A 22,619-nucleotide genomic window follows, 5' to 3' on the forward strand; every position below is an offset into this window, starting at 1 on the left:
TTCCTCCTAAGACGGAAAAAAGGAAAGGTTTACTTTCCTTTTTCGTTCTCCATATCCACGCTGGCAATATGAATATTTACATCTGCAACCTCAAGCCCTGTCATATTCTCAATAGCGGATTTAACCTTCTCCTGAACCTTCTTGCTTGTCTCAAGAATGTTTCTGCCATACTCGATATTCAATGACAGATCCACGGTAACGACTCCTTCCAGAATGGTTACTCTCACGCCCTTGGACAGATTCTTCTTTCCAAGTTTACTTACCAGCTCATTGGTGATATTTCCTGCCATGGAAGCAACTCCATCCACATCTGTTGCTGCAAGTCCTGCAACGATTGCAACAACTTCATCTGCAATGTGAACTTCACCGATTCCGCCCAAATCCTGTATCTTATATGTTGTTCTTTTTTCTGCCATGGGAAACCCTCCTACGGATATAATATTTTTGTTCGTAATTTTATACTATTATATCAAAAAAAGTTATGAAATAAAAGGGCTTATTTACTGAATTCTGTCAGTACCAGATCAGGGTTTCTGTCCTCAACCATGCCAACACTCCATGCATTGACAAAGAGCAGCAACGGATTTCCCTTAAGGTCTGTGACTTTCTTCATATCAGAAGTTCCCACGATCTTGTCTACTTTTACAGTCTCCTTGTTGGCAATCCAGCGGATATGCTCATATGGAAGTGTTTCCAGGCGGATATCTACATTATACTCATTCTCCAGACGGTATTTCAGGACATCAAATTGCAGGATACCTACAACACCCACAATGATCTCTTCCATACCGGTGTTAAACTCCTGGAATATCTGGATTGCACCTTCCTGAGCGATCTGGTTGATACCTTTTACAAACTGTTTTCTCTTCATGGTATCGATCTGACGCACACGTGCGAAATGCTCCGGCGCGAAGGTCGGGATCCCCTCAAAGGCAAATTTCTTTCCAGGTGCGCAGATGGTATCTCCAATAGAAAAAATACCCGGGTCAAAGACACCGATGATATCACCTGCATAAGCCTCCTCCACAACATGACGGGATTCTGCCATCATCTGCTGCGGCTGAAGAAGTCGCATCTTCTTGTCTCCCTGCACATGATAAACCTCTTTGGTCGCATCAAACTTGCCTGAACAGATCCTCATAAATGCGATACGGTCTCTGTGAGCCTTGTTCATATTCGCCTGGATCTTAAATACAAAGGCTGAAAAATCATCACTCATAGGATCTACCGGTCCGCAGTCTGCAGTTCTCGGAAGCGGAGAAGTGGTCATCTTCAGGAAATGCTCCAGAAATGTTTCCACACCAAAGTTGGTAAGAGCAGAACCGAAAAATACCGGTGTCAGCTGTCCTTTGCTGACCTCTTCCTGAGAAAACTCCGCACTTGCGCCATCCAGAAGCTCGATTTCTTCCATCAGCTGCTCTTTCTGCTCAGGATCCATGACCTCATCTGCACGGGGATCATTAATATCAATCTCTTCTATCACACCTTCCTTGGTGCCCTTCTGTGTATCGGAGAAGGTAAGGATCTTCTTTGTATTACGATCAAACACACCCCGGAATTTCTTACCGGAGCCGATTGGCCAGTTGATCGGACAGGTTGCAATACCAAGCTCTTTTTCGATCTCATCCAGAAGATCAAAAGTATCGTTGGCATCTCTGTCCATCTTATTGATAAAAGTAAAGATCGGAATGTGTCTCATAACACAGACCTTGAAAAGCTTACGGGTCTGTGCCTCAACACCCTTGGATCCATCGATGACCATAACTGCTGAATCCGCAGCCATCAATGTACGGTAGGTATCCTCGGAGAAATCCTGATGTCCAGGTGTATCCAGAATGTTTATACAATATCCGTCATAATGGAACTGAAGAACGGATGAAGTAACGGAAATACCTCTTTCCTTCTCGATCTCCATCCAGTCTGATACTGCATGGCGGGCCGTAGCCTTACCCTTTACACTTCCGGCCAGATTGATGGCCCCTCCATACAGCAGAAATTTTTCTGTTAATGTTGTTTTACCAGCATCCGGATGAGAGATGATGGCAAATGTTCTTCTTTTTTCTATTTCTTTCGTATACTTCGACACGTGAGCCTCCTGTATATTCTCTGATATCTCTATTTTACTATAACCTTTCCTATTCTAGTATAGACAAGGCTTTGCTGTCAAGGCAATTCAGTCGTAAATTCCCTCTGTATCAATAGTCTGATCGTTCTGGATATCTGCAGCCGTCTCTGCGTCCTCAGATGTTTGATCCGCCGGATCGCTTTCCACAGATGCAGCGGTATCCTGCACCTCCTCACCTGTACTTTCCGCATTATCCTCTGCACCTCCCGTATTTTTTTCAGCTTCATCTGCAGTATTTATGACATCCGATGCATTTTTACTTTGACTTAGAGGCGTGATCACAATGCTCTCTGCTGCCACACCGGTTTTCCTCTTTACAATATCCTCGATCTGTGCACGTTTTGCATCCTCCAGATCTGCATCCGGCACCACAACATCCGCAGTTTCACCCGTCAGATTTACGATCACATTTTCAAAGCCCTTCGCCTCCAGAAGAAGCTCTGCAGCCGCCTCTTTTTCTGTAAGATCTGTCATGGAAACCATTGTGTTAATGGCATTCTGTTTTTCCTCATCGCTGATGTCTTTATTACTGATGATCGCCTGCAGGTCCGCTTTGTTCTGGGAACGCACCTGCTCCCTGCTGACTTTTGCCTGTGCTGCAAAATCCGAAGCACCGGTAAGTACGGCCTCGCCCGGGGATGCGGTATCCATCACCTCCGACTGGGTTGTGCCATCTGCCCCGTTCTCATCCAGAAGGGCTGTTTCATCGGTCAGGTCATAATCCACATCATCCAGGATACTGCTGCTGTCTGTACTCGTCTCCTTATCCTTAAATCCCAGATCCACATCTGCGAAATTCAGATATCCGGCCACAGCAATGAGAATGGCCAGCGAGGTGATGATTACCTGATTTTTCTTCATGATCTTTTTCACTTCTACTCTCCTCATTTCATTTTCATTATTCTAATTTTATTAGCGTCGATCTGAAATAATGCCATAATTGCCTGCTGAATATTCTGGACTGTCACTGCGCTGCCTGCTCCCTGAGCCGCCACCAGCACACCGGTAACTTCATTTTTGCTGCTTATGGAAAAGTTTTCCGTATTTCCCTCATCCCCGGTCATAATGATCACTTCCACTTCTCCGACTCCTTCCACATTGGAAAGCAGTTCCTCAAGGCGGCTCTCCAGGCGGGTTTTCTCCGCATTCTGATCCTCTGCTGTTTTACTGTTCTTTCGGGTTACCGGAAGTCCTGCCACCAGAAGAAGGATTCCCAGAAGAAGGAAAACTCCCCACTCCTTCCATCCCATCCTCAGAAGCCAGGATCTGATACTGTCCTTTCCTGAGTCCGCAGATTCTTTCGAGCTCATTTTTCACCGCCTCCCTCTGTTTTTCTGTGACTGTTCCATAAAGTGTTATGGTCAGCTGAAGCTCTTTCTCCATATCTACTTCTGTTTTTGCCGAAAAAACCCCTTCTTTCCTGAGGATACCCTGAACCTGATCCTTCAACTCCTGTTCATATGCTCCTTTAAGAAATGTTTCCCTTATTCCTTCTGCTTCTGTCTTCATACGTACCTGTTCTTCTCTCCCATAATTATTGCTGAATCCGGACAGAAGTTCTTCACTTTTTCCCACTACGGCAAATATAGGCGTACAGATCAAAAGCACCAACAGAAGCCCCATAAACAGCCGTATATACTGCTCATAACGCTTATCAGGCAGAATATGCAGAAGTGCTGTAGTAAGTACATGAAAAAAAGCCAGGCTTTTCATCCACTGATAAAGTTCTGTTCTCATCCCAAGCCTCCTCCTGCCATCAGGATCAGAAATGTAAGCATACATAAAATTTCCGCAGTAAACAGGATTCTCATCAGAAGTGCACATCCCTCTGCCATGGTGCCAAAGGCTTCTACCAGCCGTTTGTCTGATACAGGCTGCGCCGCAGCCGCCAGAAAGCGATAGGTCAGTGACAAAAGTCCATATCGGACCAATGGCCCCGCCCCCACCGCCAGGATCACCAGTAAAAGCGCAATGCCCAGACTGTTTCTTACAAGAACAGCTGTGGTAAGGACCAGTTCCGTAACTGCATTTACCGCGCTCCCAATCCCAGGAAGAGCACCTGCAGTTTTTCCCACAGCACTCCGCTTCAGAGAATCCATTACCGGAGCTACAAGCCCACGCACCACCTGCAGTCCTGCTGCCACTCCAAGTAATGTCCGAAGCCCCCAGGAAATCACAGTCTCGATCAGCTCAGCCATTTTTCCCAGCATTTCTTCCCTGGAAAGATGATTCACAAATCTCAGAAGAATATATAAACTCACTCCGGGAAGCAGTACTCGTTCCAGGATCCATTGAAAAAGCCACACCAGAAGCAGTACTCCCTGATAAAAAGCAGCTGCACTGGATGCACCTGACGCTGCTGCCACTGCCATAAAATACACCGGTGAGAGTTCCTTCATAAACTCCGTGATCCACGCAAGCATTGAAAGCAGTGATGCACTCAAACCGGAAAAACTGTTCATCAGAAGAGTAAAAACAAGAAGATACACCACATAAAAACTGATCTCTCCCACCTGCCCGTTATCAAAGGCACCGGCAAACCCGGAAAAAACGGCAGCGAACAACAGCAGAAGCAGTAACTTCACGATCAGCTCTTTTTCTCTTTCAATGCCATAAAAAAGGAGACTGTGCAAAAATTCCCGCACACTCTCCTCCGAAAGCACCTCTTCCCCTGACAACAGTCTGTGAAACGCTTCTGTAACAGAAAATGTTTTTTCTCCAAGCATCTCATCTACCATGGACTGCAGGTTGGTAAGCTCCATCTGATCTGTGATCTGTTGTTCCGCCGAAGAAGCATAAACGATCACACCGCCAAAACAGTTTATAACTACAGCCAGAAACAGGGCTGCACAAATCTCTGACCAATATCTTTTCATGCAAGAAATCCCTGTATAGTATCCAGCAGTGCCAGAAGAACCGGCATACTTAAAACCATTACAGATAACCGGCAGAACAGTTCGATCTGTGCACCAGTGGAGGAATATCCTGCATCTCTGCATATACCGGATGAAAATTGTCCGATATAGGTGATCCCGATCATCTTCAGCAAAGTAGTGATATAGCTTCCATCAATCGGGAGACTCTGTTTCAGTCTCTCCAGGGACTGGAACAGATAGCTGATCTTCCCTACCACTAATCCCAGTATCACAAGACCTATTCCCATCGTAACAAGGCTTACATACTCCGGTGCGCGGTCTTTCAGAAGAATCCCCAGAAGAACCCCTGCCGCTCCCAGAACAGAAATCTTCAGAATATCCACGGTTCTTTCCCTCCCCTACAGTACAAAAAGCTGCTGGATATTTTTAAAAAGTTCATAAATATACGGCACGATCCAGAACAGTACTAAAAGAAGTCCTGAAAAACTCACCAGAAAAGCCTGTTCCTCCCTTCCGCTATGTTTCAGGATCTGAGAAAGAACAGAGACCAGGATCCCTACTGCACCGATCTTAAATATGATACTGACCTCCAAATGATCCCTCCTTTTCTTCTGAAAGCCTGTCCTTCTTACTACTGTCTGATAAACAATACTATACCAGGAGAACCGCAAGCAGCAGGCCTCCAAGAATCCCAATTCCCTGGTACAGTTTTTTCTTTCCGGAAACCTCCGCTTTCCGCTTCAAAATCTCTGCTTCCAGATTATTTTCATACAGGGAAAGCTGTCGCATCTGCATTTCCAGATCCATATAGCCCAGATATTCTCCGAAAGAAAAAAAAGCGTCCTTTTCCCCATGGGTAAGGCAGCTTTTTTTCAGGGCGCTTTCCGCACATTCCCTGCATATCTGTGAAAGTTTTTCTCCTGTTCCCGCTTTCATCCTGTCCGCGGCACTGATGAGAAACTCTCTGTATTTTCCATTCATTCTTCCTGCTGCTCCATAAAAAGCATCCGGCAGTGATGCATTCCCGCAGCGGATCTCGCCTTTCAGGCAGATCACCATCTGAAGCAGTTTTTCCAGTATACGAATCTGCTCCGAAAGTCTCATACTTCCGGAAAATCCCATTCCGGCTCCTGCAACCACTACCAGAATACATCCTACAATCCGGTACATAGGCATTTCCCGTTTTCATCATAGATTCCTTCCACGATTCCTGCACGTTCATGCTTTCCCAGAAAAATATATCTCTGGAAAACCCGCGCTTCCCACAATTTCCGCAAAAACGGCTGGGATAATGTTTCTTCCATGGAAGCTCCATGTGCAGTTGCGATCAGACGACATCCACAGTGGATAACTGATTCCACAGCCTTGAAATCTTCTTCTTTTCCAAGTTCATCCACAGCAACCACAACCGGCGACATTGACCGGATCAGCATCTGCATCCCTTCTGCTTTCGGACAGCCGTCCAGGATATCCGTACGCATTCCAAGGTCATTCTGAGGGATCCCCTGATAGCATCCGGCCAGCTCACTGCGCTCATCGACTACTCCTACCGTAACACCGGAAATATTTCCCCATCCATTACTCATCTGCCGGATGATATCCCGAAGAAGCGTGGTCTTCCCACATCTGGGCGGAGAGACGATCAAGGTATGCATGATCTGCTCTCTTGTCTGGATATATGGCAGCACTTCTTCTGCACATCCCTGGATCTCATGTGCCAGACGGACATTGATGCAGGAAATATATTTCATCCCACGGATACGGTTTCCGTCCAGGATCACCTTTCCGGTAACTCCTACACGGTGCCCACCCTGTACACTCAAAAACCCCTGGCGAATCTCATCTTCATAAGCATACAGGGAATAACCGCTGACATACTCCAGTGTTTCCTTAAGATCTTCCCGCGTAACCAGATAAGGTTCTGTATCTTTTTGCCGGAGGAAACATTCTCCCCCATCATAAGTGAGGAACAGAGGTCTTCCTACGCGGAGACGTATCTCATATAATTTATCATAATCAAGGTCTGCATCCACCAGAAGCTGGCGGACATTACTGGCAAACAGGTTCTGGATCTGGTTTGCGTCCATGTTTTCACCTCTTACACTTAAATATATTGCGGACATGCCGGATTTAGTACCTGTTGTCTTTTTTGATGCTCTCTCGTTTTTTCTTTATTCCGACAGAAAAAAAAGACTTTCTTCTTCGTCATAGGTCTCCATCTTCGAAAGATTCAGCTTCAGGACCCGATCCACAATATTTACGGAGGACGCACGGTATGCATAGGCACAGGATTCAAACATCACATAAAGACTGTCACCCTCCACCACGATCTGTTCCAGTCGTTCCGGAAAACGATAAGTTCTGGCAGAATTCTCGTTTACATACAAACGCTTATCGGATTGTTCATAAAATACCAGCCTGGATGGCAGGATTCCAAAAGAATGAGAGATCAAAAGCTTATCATTATAAAAAGCAATTCCCTGAACCTGCTCCGATATGGTGGAATAATCCAACGGAACTGCCATTTCAAAATCCATGCCCAGTTTCTCGTCCATGGTATTGATCAGTTTTCCCTCTTCGTCAACTCCGTATCGTGCAATTACACTTTCGTTATATTTTTCAAAGCAGCCTACATACAGACACCCCTCATAAAAGGTCATAAAAGAATCTCTCACGATCCCATAAAGACTGACTATCTGGAAAGTATCCACCGGCAGATGGCTGTCATCATAATCGTAGGCTTCTATTGTATCCATCTTTATACTCACTGCCTGTGCGATCCCGTTGATATTGGAGGAATACCATAATAACTTATGCTCCGGGTCATAGGCAAGTCCTCCCACATGAGGCTGTCCAGGCAGTATCACTTCTTTAATAAAATTATGCTTTTCCTTATCGATCACATAAATGACCGAATTATGTTTCTGTGTGCTGCAGTAAGCGCTGACCAGCACATAATCCTCTGTAACCGCCAGTCCCTGAGGCGTCATGGATGTACACATGGCAGGAGTGGCACCTTTTTTTGTGAGCAGCGTCCTGGTATTCTTCAGCCCGGGAATGACATATGTTCCATATTCCTTCTCTTTTTCTCTCCCATCAAAGGCAAAATAAGAAAAATCCTCTTTCTGGGAAAGCATCTGTTTCTGTCCCCGCAGTGTATACACTGCAGCACCTCGGTTTGTCACCACAGCTTTTGTGGGCAGCTCAGTTTTTGCACGGTAAACAAATGCATATAAAAAATAACATATGCACAGCACAAAAACAACTGCCAGGATCTTCAGAATGAAAATCCTGAAGCTGTGTTTCATCTCTTTGTTCATTTCATCGTCTCTATTTGCTATCTCAAAATGATGTCTTCGTATTCAAATCGTAATTCCAGGCTGTCTCTGGACCAGATCGCACCACTGTATCCCGGTTCCAGCTCCAGCATTATGTAATTTCCCTTATCCATGGAAATCGTACGCAGATCCCTGGACAGTCCCTCTCCGGTCCATTTGATATATGCCTCTCTCAAAACCCACTGGGCAAAAAAGGCTTTCTCCATATCATCTGCATCCAGGATTTCCCGTATCATATCTGCCGGCACCATTCTTTCAAGGAGCCGTTCGTAATTTACCTTCTTGTGGATCTGCACATCAATGCCCACCTCTTCTCCGGCAAACAGACACATCACATATTTTCCGGAATGTGTGATATTATAATGAATTCTTGGAAGCAGGGTAAAAAACGGTTTCCCATGTTCCCCCTTTGACCGAGGCTCAAAAGCAAGCTTCCGTCCAAATTCCCGCTCAAGTCCGATTTCCAGAAGCTTTTCCCCGATCATATGCTCCATGTTCTTGCTGTTATATTCATCTCTGATCTTCGTATAATAAATAATCCCATTCATAATCCGGCCTCCTCAAGAAAACGGGACGGTTCCCGTTCCTTCTCATACTGCTGTCTTACATAATACAGGCAGAGTTTCTTCTTTGCCCGTGTCATACCAACGTAGAAAAGCCTCCGTTCTTCCTCCAGATGTGCCTCCAGGACTGCCTTCCGATAAGGCATGCTGCCTTCATTTACATTCATGATATATACATTGTCATATTCCAGACCTTTGACCGCATGAAGAGTGGATATCACCACTCCTTCCCGTTTCACATCCTGTTTCTTCGCCTGTTCTTCCAGCTTTCTGGTATACTCGTCCATATAGGCCATCCATTCTTCCAATGTTTTCATTCCTCTGGCACTTTCATGGATCCGGTTCAGGGTTTCCATAAGCTCTTCCGGTTTTATTTTACGATACCTTGCATATTCCTGCAAGTATTCTTCGTATCCCATGCCATTCCGGATAAAATTAATGGCTGCATAAGGGGCCATAGTCTTTAAGATCCGAAGATGTGTCTCCATCGTTGTGATCCTGTCACACATCCAGTCCTTGTCTTTGTAAAACTCTCCCAATGCTTTAAAATCAATGTTTTTTTCTGTCAGAGCGTCTCTGGCTATGTATCGGTTTGGCCGGTTCATGATCTCCAGAAATGTACTGCGGCTCCGGTCTCCTTCTGCCATTTTCAAATAAGCGATCATATTCCGGCAGATCCAGTGTCGGAACAGGTTGGGCAGTTTTTCCTTCATAGTGAAAGGAACCCCATACTCCATCAACGCAGCGACCAGTCCTTCGGCTTCCTGATTAGTCCTGAAAAGCAGCGCTGTATCTTCAATATTATCCCCTTCTTCCATCCGATTCCGCAGCAGGCCTGCAACTGCCATATATTCGTCTCTGGGATTTCGAAATTCTTTTATCTGCACCGGCTCTCCCGGTTCATTTGGTGTGGAAAGTTTTTTCACATAACGGTTTTCATTATGATCGATCACCTTCATGGCTGTATCCAAGATATTTCCACTGCACCGGTAATTGATATTCAGGATCACCGTCTCCGCATTTTTAAAATCTTCCGGGAAATTCAGCATGATCTCCGGGTGAGCGCCACGGAAATGATAGATAGACTGATCATCGTCTCCCACCACAAACAGATTGTTCTCCGGTGCTGCCAGCATCTTCACGATATCATACTGAAGATGATTGATATCCTGAAACTCATCCACCAGAATATAGTGAAACTTCTTCTGCCATGCAGACAGGATATCTTTTCGCTTTTTCAGAAGTTCATAACAGCTTAACAGCATATCATCAAAGTCAAGTTTTCTTCTTTCATTCAGGACTTTTCGATATCCCTGAAAAATCTGTCGGAATACTTCATCCGGGCAGCAGGAAGAATAATAATGTTCCAGAGAGATCCTTCCACCTTTTACAACACTGATCTCCTTGGCAATATCTTCCACAAAATCCCCTTCCTGGGACTGTTCTGCAGCACAGTTTACCACCAGTTCTCTTAAGATCGCATATTTTTCTTCTTCTGACAGGATATTTCCTCCATTCAGACCATAAGCCTGTTTGAGGATCCCGTAAAACACTCCGTGAAAAGTCCCGAAAGTAACGCCGGTTCGCTGAACACCGGTAAATTTCAGAAACCGTTCTTTCATTTCCACTGCTGCTGCCCTGGAAAAAGTCACAACAAGAACAGAGGAAGCCGGTATCTTCCCTTCCTGGATCATATGTGCTGTTCTTTCTACTATGACGGAAGTTTTCCCCGAACCGGGGCCTGCCAGAACCATCATAGGTCCTGACAGGTGGGCGATCGCCCTTTTCTGAGATGGATTTCGTTTCATAACTGGATTATCGATCACACTCTTATTTATTTTCAAGCTTTTCGATTGCTGCATGTACACGTTTCAGTGTCTCTTCCTTGCCAATGATCTCCATGATCTCTGTTGCACCGGCCGGTGTCATCTGCTTGCCGGATACTGCTGTACGAAGCGGCCACATAACATAACCATTCTTATATCCGTGCTCCTTTACAAAAGCGCTTAAAGATGCATACAGCGGATCATTGGTATAATCCTCCTGCGCTTCCAGTACCGGAAGCACTTCCTTGAGAACTGCAAGAGAAGTCTCCTCTGTTGTTTTCATCTTTTTGTGACGGTACATCGCACTGTCATACTCCGGAACTGCCTCAAAGAAATCTACAAGCTCCGGAATATCCGGGAATACTTCAATTCTGGTCTGAACCATTCCTGCGATCTTCTTAAGATCAAAGTCTTTTTTCAGAACTTCTTTCAGATACGGAAGTGCTCTCTCATAGAATGCCTCCGGATCCATCTTCTTGATATACTCACCATTCATCCATTTCAGCTTGGCAATGTCAAAAACTGCCGGTGATTTGTTGATATGATGATAATCAAATGCCTCCACAAGCTCCGGAAGAGAAAAGATCTCACGGTTGTCTGCCGGGCTCCATCCAAGGAGTGCAACATAGTTAATCACTGCCTCTGTCACAAATCCCTGATCGATCAGATCTTCATAGGAAGAATGTCCACATCTCTTGGAAAGCTTCTGATGTGTCTCGTCTGTGATCAGCGGACAGTGAACATAGGTCGGGATTTCCCATCCGAATGCCTCATAAATACGATTATACTTCGGTGAAGAGGAAAGGTATTCGTTACCTCTTACAACATGTGTGATTCCCATAAGGTGATCATCAATTACATTTGCGAAGTTGTAGGTCGGATAACCGTCAGATTTGATCAGGATCAAATCCTCCATCTCCTCATTGTTAACGGTGATATCTCCGTAAATAACATCATGGAATGTAGTGGTTCCCTCTGTTGGCATATTAAAGCGGATAACATGCGGCTCACCTGCATCCAGACGGCGCTGAACCTCTTCCTTGGAAAGATGGAGACATCTCTTGTCATAAATAGAGATCTCCTTACCTGCAACAGTACGTTTCATGCTTTCCAGTTCTTCCTTGCCGCAGAAGCAGTAATATGCATCTCCCTGCTCAATAAGCTGTTTGGCATATTTCAGATACATGCCTGTTGCCTGACGCTCGCTCTGTACATACGGGCCAAATCCGCCATCCTTGTCCGGTCCCTCATCATGGAGAAGTCCTGTTTTCTCAAGAGTACGGTAGATGATATCTACAGCTCCCTCCACATAACGTTCCTGGTCTGTATCTTCAATACGGAGGATAAAATCTCCGCCTTCATGTTTTGTGATCAAATAAGCATAAAGAGCTGTTCTTAAATTACCCACATGCATTCTTCCTGTAGGGCTCGGTGCAAATCTTGTTCTGATCTTTGTCATTTCTTTTCTCCTCATTTTTGTTGTTTCTCTTTATAGGTGCTATTATATACCCAAATCCTTCAAAATGTCCATAGGTTTTCCGGCGGAATACCCTGCCATCCCTCTCATGTATCTTCGCATATACAAAAAAAATCCTCTGAGACACTGTCGTCCCAGAGGATCCTAGATTTCTGCTTATGCTTCTACGCCTTTGTTCTTAAGATAATCGATCACATCTCCAACTGTGTTCAGATCTGTAAGCTCCTCTGCCGGGATCTCAACATTGTACTCATCCTCAAGAGCCATGACCAGTTCAAACAGGTCAAGAGAATCTGCACCAAGATCATCCTTGAAAGATGTCTCCGGTGTGATTGTAGATGCCTCACAATTTAACTGCTCTGCAAGCATTTCTTTCATTTTTTCTAACATGTCTTATTCTCTCCTTTAATCGTTACAGATCGAATCTGTTTCCTCTTTTTGAGCAAAGTATATAGTCTGCAAAAACAGTTGTCAAGAGGATTTTCCCAAAAAATGGCTCCAGAGCAAAAATATTTTGATTTTAAAACTATTTTACTCTTGAAATTTTATCTGACGGGCCACGCTGAGAGCTATTGCCATCTCCAGCATCAGGAACACAATGGACGTTCCTCCGTAACTGATAAAGGGCAAGGTGACACCTGTATTGGGCATCAGATTCAGTACAACGGCAATGTTAAGGATCACCTGCAGCGCAATATGTATAAAAATCCCGGTAACGATCAGTGAGCCAAACAGATCCGGTGCATTCTGCGCAATAAAAAACAACCTGTACAAAAGATATCCGAACAGGATCAGTACAAAAATCCCTCCGAAAATTCCAAGCTCCTCACAGATAATTGAAAAGATCATATCATTTTGTGCTTCCGGAACACTTCCAAGCTTCTGGATACTATTTCCAAGCCCGCGGCCAAAAAGCCCTCCGGAGCCAATGGCATACAATGCCTGCAGCGTCTGATAACCGCCTTCATCGGAATATTTCTCAGGCTGAAGCCATACAAGTACTCGCATAACACGGAAGCTGTCACTATTCTTGGTCGTCGCAACCAGAAAAAGTACTCCGATCACAATAAGGATCACTCCTGCCGCTGCCACAGCAATAAACGGACGCATATCCGGATGTGCCACAAACACCATTCCAACTGTTATTCCCAAAATGATCATGGCTGTACTCAGGTTATCTGTAAGTATATAAGCCGCAAGCGCAAGTCCTGCCCCCGGAAGTCCCAGGATCATACAGCTCTTTAAAGTTTTCACCTTTCGTCCCATTTTTCCGATCATGTAAGCCATCATGATAATAACCGCGATCTTTGCCAGCTCGGCAGGCTGAAAGTTGATCGGTCCGATATACAGCCATCTGGTAGCACCATGAGAGGAATGTCCCAGCGGAGTCCGCACAAGTCCCATAAGGATCAGCGAAGCCACATACAACGCAGTTGTAAAAGGAAGAAGGATATGATAATCCAGTATTTTTGAAATAAATAACGCTCCGATCAGACATGCTGCACTGATCAGTACCTGTTTCTTAAAATAAAACATATCGTTGCCATAATTCACTTCTGCCATATATGAACTGGTACTGTAAAGCATGACCAGTCCAAAGCACACCAGCAGTACAATAACAGCTACCAGATTATAATCATAATAATCAGATTTCTTATTCTGCTTTTTTCTGTTAAGCAGAGTTTTTTTCATTCTATCACCATCGCTTTCTGTATCTGCGAAGAATTCCCTGATATCCACGAGTAATAAAGAAAGTAAAAAAAATTCCCGGAAAGCCGCATAAATGCTGTCTTTCCGGGACGTTCCATAAATGGACCTGAGGGGAATCGAACCCCTGTCCGAAAGCCTATCCCTTAAGGCATCTCCCATCACAGTCGCTGATTTAACATTCCCTCAGCAGTACGCCCACCGACAGGCTTACTGCTTCAGTAGCTTCATGATACATCTACCGGGGCAAAGCTTACCCGGCAAGGTTTCTCACATGGTCGACGCCAGATTCCCGATGTGTGAGTGCAACGGGGCTGACGAGCAGCTTAGGCTGCTAACGCTAACTTTTCGTCTGCGTTTATATTTAGTTCCCGGTTGGTACGCAGTCCAGGAGTCTGCGGATGGCTTCCCTAACTTCAAAGCCCCCGTCGAAACCAGTACAAGCCCTTAAAAGACTTCTGTGACAGGATCATTTCCGGTCATCTCTGGTGGACAGACGAACTTCTTAGTCAGTTTTTTGACTGGGTTTAATTATACCAGAATGATTTTTCGTGTCAAGGATATTTCAAAAAAAGTCCAGACTGTACCGTTTTTTCTTACCTGTACAGTCTGGAATATGCATTCAAACTTTGGTATTTTAAATACTGTCAAAATGATCTTTTAATTTTATGGCACAAAAAAACCCGCTTACGCGGGTTTTTTGCTGCATTATACACGTGAGAGATACTCACCTGTTCTTGTATCGATCTTCAGTTTGTCGCCCTGGTTTACGAACAGAGGAACCTGAACCTGTGCACCTGTCTCAACAGTTGCCGGTTTGGTAGCACCCTGTGCTGTATTTCCTGCGAATCCTGGCTCTGTCTCAATAACCTCAAGCTCTACAAAAAGAGGTGGCTCGATTGCGAATACCTCTCCGTTATGAGAGCAAACCTTAACCATCTCATTATCCTTAACAAATTTCAGAGAATCGCCAACCTGCTCCTCTGTAAGACCAACCTGATCATATGTCTCTGTATTCATGAAGTAGTATAAACCACCATCCTGATACAGATACTGCATATCTACACGCTCAATACGTGCTGCCGGGAATTTCTCTGTAGGACGGAAGGATTTCTCTACTACAGAGCCTGTGATAATGTTCTTGTATTTTGTTCTTACAAAGGCTGCGCCTTTTCCTGGTTTTACATGCTGGAATTCAACGATCTGACATACGTTTCCATCAATTTCAAGTGTGATACCATTTTTGAAATCACCTGCTGAAATCATAAATATTTCCTCCTTAATATATGCGGTTCTTTTTCGCTATGGATTATTCTATAATACCTTTTGCCATTTTTCAACTGTTTTTTTGTTTAAGCCTTCAATTTTTCTTCAATTTCTGCGATCAGCTCATCAAAAGGCTTCACTCCTGTGACAACTTTAATGTCCGCAAACTTCTCATAAACCGGATCTCTCTGTTTCAGAAGTTTCTTGATCTTCTCTTCTTTATTCTCAGTTCCTTCCAATGTGGGATTGTTACTTCCTTCCAGACGTTTGATCAACGTTGCAGCAGATCCCTTCAGATAGATGATCGTTCCCATACTCTGGAGATATTTCTGGTTCTGCTCCTGAAGAGGCAATCCCGCACTTACAGAGATTACCTTCCGTTCGCTGTCTGTGGACAGTTCCTTGACTGCCATAGTCTCCAGCGCACGGTAAAATGCTTCTCCAAAGCGTTCAAATACCTCCTTTACTGACATGTTCATTTTTTTCACGATCAGTCTGTCCACGTCAATAAACGGAAGCCCCAGGTCCTTCGCCAGTCTCTTTCCAACTCGTGTCTTTCCTGAACCCATAAAGCCGATGATTACAATATGGTTCATGAATTCTTTCCCTCCTCTTTTTGGTAAAAATGTAATACTATTTTTTCCAGATATCGCTTCAGTACGATCTGGATCTCCTCTTTTGGATGAATCGGTTTCACAAGGATCGTCCGGATCCCTGCTCTCTTTGCTCCATAAATATCCGTAAACAACTGATCTCCTATAAAGATCGTCCTGTCAAGATCGATTCCGATCACCTGGCAGGCTTTTTTATAATTTTTCACAGCCGGTTTATGGGCATTTTCTATAAAATCCCCCTCTACTGCTTTGGCAAAGGGCTCCACACGAGGTTTCTGGTTATTGGATACAAAACAGTATCGAAACCCGAGAGCCCTCAGCTTTTCAAACAGTTTCTTTGCCCGGTCATCTGCCGGTGCCCCGTGGGGAACAATGGTATTATCGATATCAAAGAGCAGCCCTCTGTATCCTTCTCTGTAAAGCTTCTCATAATCGATCCCATACGCAGAATCCAGATATTCATCCGGAAAAAAGCATCTGAACATCTATTCCACCTCAGTCCTTTCCTATCGCTCGCAAAGAGGAATATACTCTGCTTCCGGAAGGACATTCTTATATGCGGGACGGATGATCTTATCCACATTGATAAGCTCTTCCATACGATGTGCGCTCCAGCCTACGATACGTGCAATAGCAAACATCGGTGTGTAAAGCTCCAGCGGCAGATCCAGCATGCTGTAAACAAATCCGCTGTAAAAATCCACATTGGCACTGACACCCTTATAGATCTTACGCTCCTCTGCGATAACCTTTGGTGCAAGACGCTCTACTGCAGCATACAGCTGATAATCCTTCATTCTGCCCTTTTCTCTTGCAAGCTGTTCCACATAGCCTTTAAAGACTTCTGCACGTGGATCTGAAACAGAATAGATCGCATGTCCCATACCATAGATCAGTCCACGTTTATCAAAGGCCTCTTTATGAAGAAGCTTCTTAAGGTATGCACTGATCTCCTCTTCATCACTGTAGTCATGTACATGTTTACGCATATCGTTAAACATTTTTACGACTTTGATGTTGGCACCGCCGTGTTTCGGGCCTTTCAGAGAACCTAGTGCTGCCGCGATCGCAGAATACGTATCTGTCCCGGAAGAGGAAACCACATGTGTAGTAAAAGTAGAGTTATTACCACCGCCATGCTCCATATGAAGGATCAGAGCAATATCAAGGATCTCTGCCTCCAGTGCCGTATACTTCTTATCCGGTCTTAACAGACGCAGGATATTCTCAGCTGTGGAAAGCTCCTTTTTAGGCTGATGGATATAAAGACTCTCGCCTCTCTCATAGTGGTTATAGGCCTGATATGCATAAACAGATAACAGCGGGAAAACACTGATCAGGTTGATACACTGACGGAGCACATTCTCCAGTTCAATATTATCCGGGTCTTTGTCGTAGGAATAAAGTGTCAGCACGCTTCTTGACAGAGCGTTCATAATATCTCTGGATGGTGCCTTCATAATGACATCCCTTACAAAATTCCGCGGAAGCATACGCTGGTTCGCAAGAATCCCGGAAAATCCATTCAGTTCTTCCTGATCCGGAAGCTTTCCGAAAAGAAGCAGATAGGTTACTTCCTCAAAGCCGAAGCGCCGGTCATTGATAAAACCATTTGTCAGATCCTTAATGTCATACCCGCGATAAGAAAGCTTACCTGCGCAGGGAACCTCTTTTCCGTCCACGATCTTCGTTGCCTGGACATTGGAGATCTGGGTCAGTCCTGCAAGGACACCCTTTCCATTCAGGTCACGCAAGCCTCGCTTGACATCGTATTTACCATATAAAGACAGATCCAGTTTGTCATTCTCACGACAGATCTGAGTAAGTTTCTCAATCTCAGGTGTCACTTTCATGTTGAATTTGCTCATCAGTTATTTCCCCTTTCGATTTCTGTTTTATTGCTGTTCGATAACGGTCCCTCCTCATTCCCCTCTCAAGCAATTCTGGTCTTATTTGTATATCCCGGCGTAGCTGGCCGGGATATTTCAGATATATTATAACATTTTTTTCGGTTCCGGTCTATGCCGAAAATATAACCGAATACCTGCTTTACAGTTTATCGGTTATGAGCAGGCAGCGAATGCGGATCGCAAATCTCTTCTTGTCTATCTGCGATCAGCCCTGCTTATATGTAGCAAAGAACTCTTTCATCTTCTTCATTGCCTTGTCAAGCTGGCGGATATCCGGCAGATAAACAATACGGAAGTGATCCGGCTGGTTCCAGTTGAATCCCTTGCCCGGAACAACAAGCACCTGTTTCTCATGAAGAAAATCCAAAGCAAACTGTTCATCATTGAAAATATTGAATTTCTCAGTATCGATCTTCGGGAATATATAAAATGCCGCATGTGGTTTTACAACGGAAATTCCCGGAATATCATTCAGTGCCTTGTAAATAAAGTCTCTCTGCTCATAAACACGTCCGCCCGGCTGCGTATATTCATTGACACTCTGATATCCGCCAAGTGCAGTCTGTACAATGGACTGTGCCGGAACATTTGAACAGAGACGCATGGAAGAGAGCATATTGATTCCCTCTATATAACCCTTCGCCTTACTTTTTGCACCACTTAAAATCATCCATCCGATGCGGAAACCTGCGATCATATGAGACTTGGACAATCCTGAAAATGTTACACAGAACACATCGGGTGCAAGGGATGCAATCGATGTATGTTTATATCCATCCATAACAAGACGGTCATAGATCTCATCAGAAAAGATGATCAGCTCATTTTCTCTTGCAATGTCTGCAATCTGTTCCAGGATCTCCTTCGGATATACTGCACCTGTAGGGTTATTGGGATTGATGATAACGATCGCCTTGGTCCTTGGTGTGATCTTGCTCTTGATATCCTCAATATCCGGATACCAGTCAGACTGTTCGTCACAGATATAATGAACTACATTTCCGCCTGCCAGTGTTGCAGTAGCTGTCCACAGCGGATAATCCGGAGCCGGGATCAGGATCTCATCCCCGTTATCAAGCAGCGCCTGCATACAGAGGTTGATCAGTTCACTGACACCATTTCCCGTATAAATATCATTAATGGTAACTCCCGGGATCCCGCGAAGCTGTGCATACTGCATGATCGCTTTTCTTGCAGAAAAAATGCCCTTGGAATCGGAATATCCCTGGGAAGTACGAACATTACTCAGCATATCCAGGATCACTTCCTGAGGTGCTGAAAACCCAAATGGATACGGATTACCAATATTCAGCTTCAGAATCTCCATTCCATCTTCTTCCATTCTGGCAGCCTCATCCACAACCGGTCCGCGCACATCGTACAGCACGTTGTCAAGCTTTGATGATTTCCCGAATGTTCTCATAAAAACCACTCCTCTTCTAATTTTCACTATTATTTAACCATTTTAATTTCATAGTCAAAAAATATTTATTCTATATCATCTCACATTTAGGCTTTCAACGCAAGAAATAAAAATTTAAAAAAATCAAATTTAGCACTTCCCTTTTTTAGCATGTTAATGTATAATAGCACTCGAATTTAGTTTTCAACGCAATTTAATATGTGATGAGGAGGAAACAACAATGTCTTACACAGAAGAAGTTTATGAAAGAGTTGTAGCACAGAATCCTGGCGAGCCAGAATTCCATCAGGCAGTTAAGGAAGTTCTCGATTCCCTTAAAGTCGTAATTGACAAAAATGAGGAAGAGTATCGTAAACTTTCCATCCTTGAGCGTCTTGTAGAGCCAGAGAGGATCATCTCCTTCAAAGTACCGTGGATCGATGATAACGGAACTGTACAGGTTAACAAGGGATATCGTGTTCAGTTCAACAGCGCCATCGGACCATACAAAGGCGGCTTAAGATTCCATCCTTCTGTAAATCAGGGTATCCTGAAATTCCTTGGTTTTGAGCAGACCTTTAAAAACTCTCTTACAGGCCTTCCGATCGGCGGTGGAAAAGGTGGCTCCAACTTCGATCCTAAGGGTAAATCTGACAGAGAGGTTATGGCATTCTGCCAGAGCTTTATGACAGAGCTTTGCAAATATATCGGCGCAGATACAGATGTTCCGGCTGGTGACATCGGTGTCGGCGGACGTGAGATCGGTTATCTCTTCGGACAGTATAAGAGAATCCGTGGCCTTTATGAGGGTGTCCTTACAGGAAAGGGTCTTTCCTTCGGAGGTTCCCTGATCCGTACAGAGGCTACCGGTTACGGTGTTGTATACATGCTCAACGAGATCGCCAAAGCTCACAATGATTCTGTAGAAGGAAAAACAATCGTTGTAACAGGTTCCGGTAATGTAGCTATTTACGCTGTTGAGAAAGCTACTCAGCTTGGTGCCAAGGTTGTTGCAATGAACGACTCCAACGGATATGTCTACGATCCGAACGGAATCAACCTTGACGTCGTAAAGGATATCAAAGAAGTAAAACGTGGACGTATCAAAGAATATGCAGACCGTGTTGAGGGTGCTACCTACACTGAGGGACTTGGCATCTGGAATATCAAATGTGATATCTACCTTCCATGCGCTACTCAGAACGAGCTTGGTCTTGACGGAGCTAAAACACTGGTTGCAAATGGCTGCAAATACGTCGTTGAAGGTGCAAACATGCCTACTACTCTTGATGCAACAACATACCTTCAGGAGAACGGTGTTCTCTTCATGCCTGGTAAAGCCGCAAACGCTGGCGGTGTTGCCACATCTGCACTTGAGATGAGCCAGAACTCCATGAGACTTTCCTGGACAAGAGAAGAGGTTGATGAGAAACTCCACAACATCATGATCGATATCTTCCACAAAGCTGATGACGCTGCTAAACGTTACGGTATGGAAGACAACTATGTTGTAGGTGCAAACATCGCCGGCTTCGAAAAAGTTGTTGACGCTATGAAAGCTCAGGGTATTGTTTAATTAAGTTTCCTGAATCATTAATGTATATTTATAGCAGGGACCGCAGAGGATTTTTCCCAGGCGGTTCCTGTTTTTTTGTATCCACTTTTACGATCTCTGAAAAATCGAACATTCATGTTTCAAAAAAGGCCGGTTGTCTTTTGACAATCGGCCTGAAATCTCCTGCATTTGCGGTCTATTCATTTAATCTCTTAATTGATCAGCTTCTTCAGCTCATCCATAAAGGTACTGACATCTTTAAACTCTCTGTATACAGACGCAAAGCGTACATACGCCACCGCATCCAGATCCTTCAGATGCTCCATAACGATCTCTCCGATCTTGGTACTGCTGATCTCACGGTCTTCTGACCGGAAAATATCTCCTTCTATGGAATCGATCATCTCTTCCACTCTCTCAATGGGAATGGGGCGCTTATAGCAGGCACGAAGAACACCATCCTGGATCTTGGAACGTTTATAGCTTTCCCGGTTCTGATCCTTCTTGATCACAGTCAGCGGAATCGTTTCCACCTTCTCATAAGTTGTAAAACGCTTTCCGCAGGCATCACAGAGACGGCGGCGGCGGATGGAATTGGTATCCTCTACAGGTCTGGAATCTACAACTCTTGTATTATCCTGGTTACAGAACGGACATCTCACGGAACTCTCCCCCTTTCCGGATCAGTAAATCATTACTAAATTCGTTTTTATTATAAAATAAATGCACATAATGTGTCAATAATCGGACTTGCATAAATTTTACAGATTTTCCATAAAATCATACCAGGTGATGAATTTATGCGCATCTGTGAGCTGAAACAAAAAGAAGTGATCAATATCCATACCTGCCGCAGTCTTGGCTGCCCTCTTGATGTGGAATTCTGCTGTGAAACCGCACGTCTGAAAGCCCTGATCATGCCGGAACCGGGAAAATTTTGCTGGTGTTTTTCCAAAGAAAATGAATATTCCATTCCATGGGACTGCATCCGCCAGATCGGCGAAGATATCATCCTTGTTGATTTCCGTAATGAAAAACTGCTGTCCGGAGAATAAATACCTCCTTATTGTCAAGGCCCTTTATTTTTTATATTTTCCCTGAAAAAGTATATTTCAACCGCCCTCTGAGAATCATCTTAATGTACTGACAAGACAAGGAGGATTCTAAGATGGCACTGAATAAAGTTGAAATCTGCGGAGTAAATACCTCAACCCTTCCCGTTCTCGATCAGGAAGAAAAGGCGGAGCTCTTTAAAAGAATCAAAGCTGGCGATGAAGAAGCCAGGGAATTGTACATCAAAGGCAATCTGCGGCTTGTTTTAAGCGTGATCCGGCGTTTTCAGAACAGCAGTGAAAATCCGGATGACCTTTTTCAGATCGGCTGCATCGGCCTGATCAAAGCGATCGATAATTTCGACACCACTCTTCAGGTAAAATTTTCCACCTATGCAGTTCCCATGATCATCGGAGAGATCCGAAGATATCTCCGTGATAACAACAGCATACGGGTCAGCCGTTCTCTGCGGGATATCGCTTACAAAACCATCTATACCCGGGAAAACTATATGCGGCAGCATCTCAAAGAGCCTACCATTGCAGAAATCGCTGATGAGATCGGTATCGACAAGGAAATGATCGTCTATGCCATGGATGCGATCCAGAGCCCGGTAAGCCTTTTTGAGCCCGTGTATTCCGAAGGCGGAGATACCCTATATGTTATGGATCAGATCAGTGATAAAAAGAACCTGGAAGAAAACTGGGTGGAGGATATTTCTCTTCGAGATGCCATGAACCGGCTTGGAGAGCGTGAACGTCACATTATCGATCTCCGCTTCTACGAGGGAAAAACCCAAATGGAGGTAGCTGATGAGATTGGTATCTCCCAGGCTCAGGTCAGCCGACTGGAAAAACATGCTCTTCGCAGTATGCGAAACTATCTCCGGAATTGATTCATCTCTCTT

Annotated in this window: 25 protein-coding genes and 1 other RNA gene; 3 read left to right on the plus strand and 23 right to left on the minus strand. The window is 44.5% G+C overall.

Going from position 1 to position 22,619, the window contains the following annotated elements; translation table 11 throughout:
* Nucleotides 1–29: 29 nt before the first annotated feature.
* The 22 genes from DMI82_RS07775 to DMI82_RS07880 all read right to left on the minus strand — a co-directional run bounded on the left by DMI82_RS07775 (nucleotide 30) and on the right by DMI82_RS07880 (nucleotide 19,125).
* Nucleotides 30–416 (minus strand): Asp23/Gls24 family envelope stress response protein, encoded by a 387-nt coding sequence (locus DMI82_RS07775; RefSeq protein WP_015524453.1) that lies wholly within the window; start codon nucleotides 414–416, stop codon nucleotides 30–32.
* Nucleotides 417–496: 80 nt separating this feature from the next.
* The gene (locus DMI82_RS07780; protein ID WP_022426368.1) at nucleotides 497–2,086 is read right to left on the minus strand and encodes a peptide chain release factor 3; all 1,590 of its coding nucleotides are present in this window, start codon (nucleotides 2,084–2,086) and stop codon (nucleotides 497–499) included.
* Between the two features lie 87 nt (nucleotides 2,087–2,173).
* A complete protein-coding gene (locus tag DMI82_RS07785) occupies nucleotides 2,174–2,998 on the minus strand; it encodes a SpoIIIAH-like family protein (RefSeq protein ID WP_110103000.1) in 825 nt (274 codons plus the stop codon).
* Between the two features lie 11 nt (nucleotides 2,999–3,009).
* Nucleotides 3,010–3,324 (minus strand): stage III sporulation protein AG, encoded by a 315-nt coding sequence (locus DMI82_RS07790; protein ID WP_021650696.1) that lies wholly within the window; start codon nucleotides 3,322–3,324, stop codon nucleotides 3,010–3,012.
* Nucleotides 3,290–3,862 (minus strand): stage III sporulation protein AF, encoded by a 573-nt coding sequence (locus DMI82_RS07795; RefSeq protein WP_158526435.1) that lies wholly within the window; start codon nucleotides 3,860–3,862, stop codon nucleotides 3,290–3,292. The genes DMI82_RS07790 and DMI82_RS07795 overlap by 35 nt, the downstream gene beginning before the upstream one ends.
* On the minus strand, nucleotides 3,859–5,001 hold the full coding sequence (locus DMI82_RS07800) for a stage III sporulation protein AE (protein ID WP_110103002.1): 1,143 nt from the start codon (nucleotides 4,999–5,001) through the stop codon (nucleotides 3,859–3,861). The genes DMI82_RS07795 and DMI82_RS07800 overlap by 4 nt, the downstream gene beginning before the upstream one ends.
* A complete protein-coding gene (locus DMI82_RS07805; protein ID WP_110103003.1) occupies nucleotides 4,998–5,384 on the minus strand; it encodes a SpoIIIAC/SpoIIIAD family protein in 387 nt (128 codons plus the stop codon). Before DMI82_RS07805 ends, DMI82_RS07800 begins: the two co-directional genes overlap by 4 nt.
* A 15-nt stretch (nucleotides 5,385–5,399) precedes the next feature.
* On the minus strand, nucleotides 5,400–5,594 hold the full coding sequence (gene spoIIIAC, locus DMI82_RS07810; protein WP_021650700.1) for a stage III sporulation protein AC: 195 nt from the start codon (nucleotides 5,592–5,594) through the stop codon (nucleotides 5,400–5,402).
* Between the two features lie 58 nt (nucleotides 5,595–5,652).
* Nucleotides 5,653–6,171 carry a stage III sporulation protein AB gene (locus tag DMI82_RS07815; protein WP_158526436.1) on the minus strand — a complete coding sequence of 173 codons (519 nt, stop codon included), beginning with the start codon at nucleotides 6,169–6,171 and terminating at the stop codon, nucleotides 5,653–5,655.
* A complete protein-coding gene (gene spoIIIAA / locus DMI82_RS07820) occupies nucleotides 6,156–7,088 on the minus strand; it encodes a stage III sporulation protein AA (RefSeq protein WP_110103005.1) in 933 nt (310 codons plus the stop codon). The genes DMI82_RS07815 and spoIIIAA overlap by 16 nt, the downstream gene beginning before the upstream one ends.
* Before the next feature lie 84 nt (nucleotides 7,089–7,172).
* Nucleotides 7,173–8,321 carry a YncE family protein gene (locus tag DMI82_RS07825; RefSeq protein ID WP_022426373.1) on the minus strand — a complete coding sequence of 383 codons (1,149 nt, stop codon included), beginning with the start codon at nucleotides 8,319–8,321 and terminating at the stop codon, nucleotides 7,173–7,175.
* A gap of 17 nt (nucleotides 8,322–8,338) precedes the next feature.
* On the minus strand, nucleotides 8,339–8,887 hold the full coding sequence (locus DMI82_RS07830) for a 4'-phosphopantetheinyl transferase family protein (protein WP_110103006.1): 549 nt from the start codon (nucleotides 8,885–8,887) through the stop codon (nucleotides 8,339–8,341).
* Complete coding sequence (locus tag DMI82_RS07835; RefSeq protein WP_330409222.1) at nucleotides 8,884–10,746, minus strand: ATP-dependent helicase; 1,863 nt, start codon at nucleotides 10,744–10,746, stop codon at nucleotides 8,884–8,886. The genes DMI82_RS07830 and DMI82_RS07835 overlap by 4 nt, the downstream gene beginning before the upstream one ends.
* On the minus strand, nucleotides 10,733–12,187 hold the full coding sequence (gene gltX, locus DMI82_RS07840; protein WP_015524432.1) for a glutamate--tRNA ligase: 1,455 nt from the start codon (nucleotides 12,185–12,187) through the stop codon (nucleotides 10,733–10,735). The genes DMI82_RS07835 and gltX overlap by 14 nt, the downstream gene beginning before the upstream one ends.
* 174 nt (nucleotides 12,188–12,361) lie before the next feature.
* Nucleotides 12,362–12,595, minus strand: coding sequence for an acyl carrier protein (gene acpP / locus DMI82_RS07845; protein ID WP_015524431.1), 234 nt, complete (start codon nucleotides 12,593–12,595; stop codon nucleotides 12,362–12,364).
* 141 nt (nucleotides 12,596–12,736) lie between these two features.
* Nucleotides 12,737–13,897, minus strand: a complete 1,161-nt coding sequence (locus tag DMI82_RS07850; RefSeq protein ID WP_110103029.1) for an FtsW/RodA/SpoVE family cell cycle protein — start codon at nucleotides 13,895–13,897, stop codon at nucleotides 12,737–12,739.
* Between the two features lie 116 nt (nucleotides 13,898–14,013).
* Nucleotides 14,014–14,359: a transfer-messenger RNA gene (gene ssrA / locus DMI82_RS07855) on the minus strand.
* 261 nt (nucleotides 14,360–14,620) lie between these two features.
* Nucleotides 14,621–15,178, minus strand: a complete 558-nt coding sequence (gene efp / locus DMI82_RS07860) for an elongation factor P (protein WP_015524430.1) — start codon at nucleotides 15,176–15,178, stop codon at nucleotides 14,621–14,623.
* Nucleotides 15,179–15,264: 86 nt separating this feature from the next.
* The gene (locus DMI82_RS07865) at nucleotides 15,265–15,774 is read right to left on the minus strand and encodes a shikimate kinase (RefSeq protein WP_015524429.1); all 510 of its coding nucleotides are present in this window, start codon (nucleotides 15,772–15,774) and stop codon (nucleotides 15,265–15,267) included.
* Nucleotides 15,771–16,277: a YqeG family HAD IIIA-type phosphatase gene (locus DMI82_RS07870; RefSeq protein ID WP_110103007.1), complete on the minus strand. Its 507-nt coding sequence runs from the start codon at nucleotides 16,275–16,277 to the stop codon at nucleotides 15,771–15,773. The genes DMI82_RS07865 and DMI82_RS07870 overlap by 4 nt, the downstream gene beginning before the upstream one ends.
* A gap of 21 nt (nucleotides 16,278–16,298) precedes the next feature.
* Nucleotides 16,299–17,660: a citrate/2-methylcitrate synthase gene (locus DMI82_RS07875; protein ID WP_015524427.1), complete on the minus strand. Its 1,362-nt coding sequence runs from the start codon at nucleotides 17,658–17,660 to the stop codon at nucleotides 16,299–16,301.
* Between the two features lie 247 nt (nucleotides 17,661–17,907).
* On the minus strand, nucleotides 17,908–19,125 hold the full coding sequence (locus tag DMI82_RS07880; RefSeq protein ID WP_015524426.1) for an aminotransferase class I/II-fold pyridoxal phosphate-dependent enzyme: 1,218 nt from the start codon (nucleotides 19,123–19,125) through the stop codon (nucleotides 17,908–17,910).
* 220 nt (nucleotides 19,126–19,345) lie between these two features.
* Here DMI82_RS07880 and gdhA point away from each other — a divergent pair, with 220 nt between their 5' ends.
* On the plus strand, nucleotides 19,346–20,680 hold the full coding sequence (gene gdhA / locus DMI82_RS07885) for an NADP-specific glutamate dehydrogenase (RefSeq protein WP_015524425.1): 1,335 nt from the start codon (nucleotides 19,346–19,348) through the stop codon (nucleotides 20,678–20,680).
* 191 nt (nucleotides 20,681–20,871) lie between these two features.
* Here the strand turns inward: gdhA and nrdR are convergent, their stop codons facing one another.
* A complete protein-coding gene (nrdR, locus tag DMI82_RS07890) occupies nucleotides 20,872–21,321 on the minus strand; it encodes a transcriptional regulator NrdR (protein ID WP_021976805.1) in 450 nt (149 codons plus the stop codon).
* Nucleotides 21,322–21,459: 138 nt separating this feature from the next.
* Between nrdR and DMI82_RS07895 the strand changes: the two genes are divergently transcribed.
* Together DMI82_RS07895 and sigG are read left to right on the plus strand one after the other, a co-directional pair.
* On the plus strand, nucleotides 21,460–21,714 hold the full coding sequence (locus DMI82_RS07895; RefSeq protein ID WP_015524424.1) for a YlmC/YmxH family sporulation protein: 255 nt from the start codon (nucleotides 21,460–21,462) through the stop codon (nucleotides 21,712–21,714).
* 113 nt (nucleotides 21,715–21,827) lie between these two features.
* Nucleotides 21,828–22,607: an RNA polymerase sporulation sigma factor SigG gene (sigG, locus tag DMI82_RS07900; RefSeq protein WP_015524423.1), complete on the plus strand. Its 780-nt coding sequence runs from the start codon at nucleotides 21,828–21,830 to the stop codon at nucleotides 22,605–22,607.
* Nucleotides 22,608–22,619 lie beyond the last annotated feature (12 nt).

This window comes from Blautia sp. BCRC 81119, assembly GCF_003184505.1.
Taxonomy (GTDB): Bacteria; Bacillota; Clostridia; order Lachnospirales; family Lachnospiraceae; genus Blautia_A; species Blautia_A fusiformis.

What these genes read in the sequence shown, in the direction of transcription:
- DMI82_RS07775 (WP_015524453.1), bottom strand. Translation starts at nt 416, where the DNA reads ATGGCAGAAAAAAGAACAACATATAAGATACAGGATTTGGGCGGAATC.
- DMI82_RS07825 (WP_022426373.1), bottom strand. Translation starts at nt 8,321, where the DNA reads ATGAACAAAGAGATGAAACACAGCTTCAGGATTTTCATTCTGAAGATC.
- DMI82_RS07875 (WP_015524427.1), bottom strand. Translation starts at nt 17,660, where the DNA reads ATGAGCAAATTCAACATGAAAGTGACACCTGAGATTGAGAAACTTACT.
- acpP (WP_015524431.1), bottom strand. Translation starts at nt 12,595, where the DNA reads ATGTTAGAAAAAATGAAAGAAATGCTTGCAGAGCAGTTAAATTGTGAG.
- DMI82_RS07815 (WP_158526436.1), bottom strand. Translation starts at nt 6,171, where the DNA reads ATGTACCGGATTGTAGGATGTATTCTGGTAGTGGTTGCAGGAGCCGGA.
- spoIIIAA (WP_110103005.1), bottom strand. Translation starts at nt 7,088, where the DNA reads ATGGACGCAAACCAGATCCAGAACCTGTTTGCCAGTAATGTCCGCCAG.
- DMI82_RS07850 (WP_110103029.1), bottom strand. Translation starts at nt 13,897, where the DNA reads ATGAAAAAAACTCTGCTTAACAGAAAAAAGCAGAATAAGAAATCTGAT.
- DMI82_RS07865 (WP_015524429.1), bottom strand. Translation starts at nt 15,774, where the DNA reads ATGAACCATATTGTAATCATCGGCTTTATGGGTTCAGGAAAGACACGA.
- sigG (WP_015524423.1), top strand. Translation starts at nt 21,828, where the DNA reads ATGGCACTGAATAAAGTTGAAATCTGCGGAGTAAATACCTCAACCCTT.
- DMI82_RS07795 (WP_158526435.1), bottom strand. Translation starts at nt 3,862, where the DNA reads ATGAGAACAGAACTTTATCAGTGGATGAAAAGCCTGGCTTTTTTTCAT.
- DMI82_RS07880 (WP_015524426.1), bottom strand. Translation starts at nt 19,125, where the DNA reads ATGAGAACATTCGGGAAATCATCAAAGCTTGACAACGTGCTGTACGAT.
- efp (WP_015524430.1), bottom strand. Translation starts at nt 15,178, where the DNA reads ATGATTTCAGCAGGTGATTTCAAAAATGGTATCACACTTGAAATTGAT.
- DMI82_RS07895 (WP_015524424.1), top strand. Translation starts at nt 21,460, where the DNA reads ATGCGCATCTGTGAGCTGAAACAAAAAGAAGTGATCAATATCCATACC.
- gdhA (WP_015524425.1), top strand. Translation starts at nt 19,346, where the DNA reads ATGTCTTACACAGAAGAAGTTTATGAAAGAGTTGTAGCACAGAATCCT.
- DMI82_RS07800 (WP_110103002.1), bottom strand. Translation starts at nt 5,001, where the DNA reads ATGAAAAGATATTGGTCAGAGATTTGTGCAGCCCTGTTTCTGGCTGTA.
- DMI82_RS07830 (WP_110103006.1), bottom strand. Translation starts at nt 8,887, where the DNA reads ATGAATGGGATTATTTATTATACGAAGATCAGAGATGAATATAACAGC.
- DMI82_RS07870 (WP_110103007.1), bottom strand. Translation starts at nt 16,277, where the DNA reads ATGTTCAGATGCTTTTTTCCGGATGAATATCTGGATTCTGCGTATGGG.
- gltX (WP_015524432.1), bottom strand. Translation starts at nt 12,187, where the DNA reads ATGACAAAGATCAGAACAAGATTTGCACCGAGCCCTACAGGAAGAATG.